The organism is Sphingomonas azotifigens NBRC 15497, from assembly GCF_002091475.1.
Classification (GTDB): domain Bacteria; phylum Pseudomonadota; class Alphaproteobacteria; order Sphingomonadales; family Sphingomonadaceae; genus Sphingomonas; species Sphingomonas azotifigens.
The window spans coordinates 1-1,320 of sequence record NZ_BCTR01000133.1; the positions used below are offsets into that span (position 1 = coordinate 1).

The window sequence follows — 1,320 nt, forward strand, 5'->3', positions numbered from 1 at the left end:
AACCGCGCCGGGTTTGTCGGAGGCCCCAACTCCTGAGAGGAAGGGTCTATGACGAGCAAGACGACGAACAAGTTCTCGCCTGAGGTCCGCACCCGCGCGGTGCGGATGGTGCTGGAACACGAGAAGGATCACCCGTCGCGGTGGTCGGCGATAGTATCGATCGCGGCGAAGATCGGCTGTTCCGGGCAGACGCTCAACGAATGGGTTAAGAAAGCTGAGGTGGACAGCGGCATGCGCGGCGGTGTGCCCAGTGATGTCGCGGAGCGAATGAAAGCCTTGGAGCGCGAGAATCGCGAGCTGCGCCAAGCGAACGAAATCCTTCGCAAGGCGTCCGCCTATTTTGCGATGGCGGAGCTCGACCGCCGAGCGAAGTGATGGTGTCGTTCATTGACGCGCACCGCGCGGTGTACGGGGTCGAGCCGATCTGCCGGGTGCTGCCGATCGCCCCATCCACCTACCATGCCCATGTTGCCAGAAGGATGGAGCCGACCAGGCGGTCGGCTCGGGCTCGGCGGGACGACGTGCTCCGACCGGAGGTGCGCCGCGTGTTCGAGGAGAATTTCCGCGTCTATGGCGTCCGCAAGATCTGGCGGCAGCTGCGCCGCGAGGGGTTCGAGGTCGCCCGATGTACCGTTGCCCGCCTGATGCGGAGGATGGGCCTGGCAGGCGTGATCCGCGGCAAGCCGGTGCGCACAACCCTCAGCGACAAGGCGGCACCATGCCCGCTCGATAGGGTGAACCGCCAGTTCCGTGCTCCGGCGCCGAACATGCTGTGGGTGTCGGACTTCACCTACGTGGCGACCTGGGCGGGGTTCGTCTACGTGGCGTTCGTCATCGACACCTACGCCCGGCGGATCGTCGGCTGGCGTGTTAGCCGGAGCGCCCATGCCGGCTTCGTCCTCGACGCGCTCGAGCAGGCGCTGCACGATCGTCGTCCTGCGCGAGGTGCTGGCCTTGTCCACCACTCGGACCGCGGCAGCCAGTACGTGTCCATCAAATACACCGAGCGCCTCGCAGAAGCCGGCATCGAACCCTCCGTCGGCAGCGTCGGAGACAGCTATGACAATGCCTTGGCCGAGACGATCAACGGCCTGTACAAGGCTGAAGTCATCCATCGACGCGGGCCATGGCGCAGCTTCGAAGCCGTCGAATACGCCACGCTCGAATGGGTCGACTGGTTCAACCATCGCCGGCTGCTCGAACCCATCGGAAACATCCCGCCTGCCGAAGCCGAAGCGAACTACTATGCTGCCGAACACCAGATCGGTATGGCGGCGTGACTCACATCCAATGGCCTCCGGCAAACCCGGCGCGGTTCAG

General features: G+C 64.8%; 1 protein-coding gene and 1 other annotated feature. The gene reads left to right on the forward strand.

Annotation, left to right across the window (positions count from 1 at the left end):
- The first annotated feature begins 48 nt into the window (after positions 1 to 48).
- Positions 49 to 1,280 (forward strand): IS3 family transposase gene (locus tag SAZ01S_RS23225; protein WP_139810225.1). Its coding sequence is split into 2 segments (ribosomal slippage): positions 49 to 340 and positions 340 to 1,280, totalling 1,233 coding nucleotides; the frame shifts between segments, so codons are not numbered across the junction.
- Positions 333 to 449 (forward strand) — a sequence feature (AL1L pseudoknot). Its footprint overlaps the gene before it by 117 nt.
- Positions 1,281 to 1,320: the final 40 nt, after the last annotated feature.